Source organism: Falsihalocynthiibacter sp. S25ZX9, assembly GCF_041205405.1.
Classification (GTDB): Bacteria; Pseudomonadota; Alphaproteobacteria; order Rhodobacterales; family Rhodobacteraceae; genus Falsihalocynthiibacter; species Falsihalocynthiibacter arcticus.
In genome coordinates this window covers 1-293 of the sequence record NZ_JBGFCD010000276.1, presented here as the reverse complement: position 1 = coordinate 293, position 293 = coordinate 1, and the positions used below count along the sequence as shown (strand labels likewise).

The window sequence follows — 293 nt, the reverse complement described above, 5'->3', positions numbered from 1 at the left end:
CTGTAGCACTCATTTTCCAACCCGCCGAGGAAACAGGGCAGGGTGCAAAAGCCCTTGTTCAAGATCCGAAATTCGCGGCGTTAAAGCTGGATTACCTGTTTTCACTCCACAACGCACCAGGACAGGATGTGGGGAAAATTCAAATTCCGGCAACGTCTGCCAATTGCGCTTCTCGGGGTTTGAAAATTATGCTGACGGGAAAAACCAGCCACGCGGCGGCTCCCCATGACGGGCTATCCACCATGCCAACCGTTGCCCGTCTGATGCCTGCTTTGGCCGCACTTGCGGACCCT

Annotated in this window: 1 protein-coding gene; it reads left to right on the top strand. The window is 54.9% G+C overall.

Features of this window, described 5'->3' with window-relative positions; translation table 11 throughout:
• A partial coding sequence (locus AB9F29_RS22230; RefSeq protein WP_369757291.1) for a M20/M25/M40 family metallo-hydrolase occupies nucleotides 1-293 on the top strand: 293 nt, incomplete at both ends.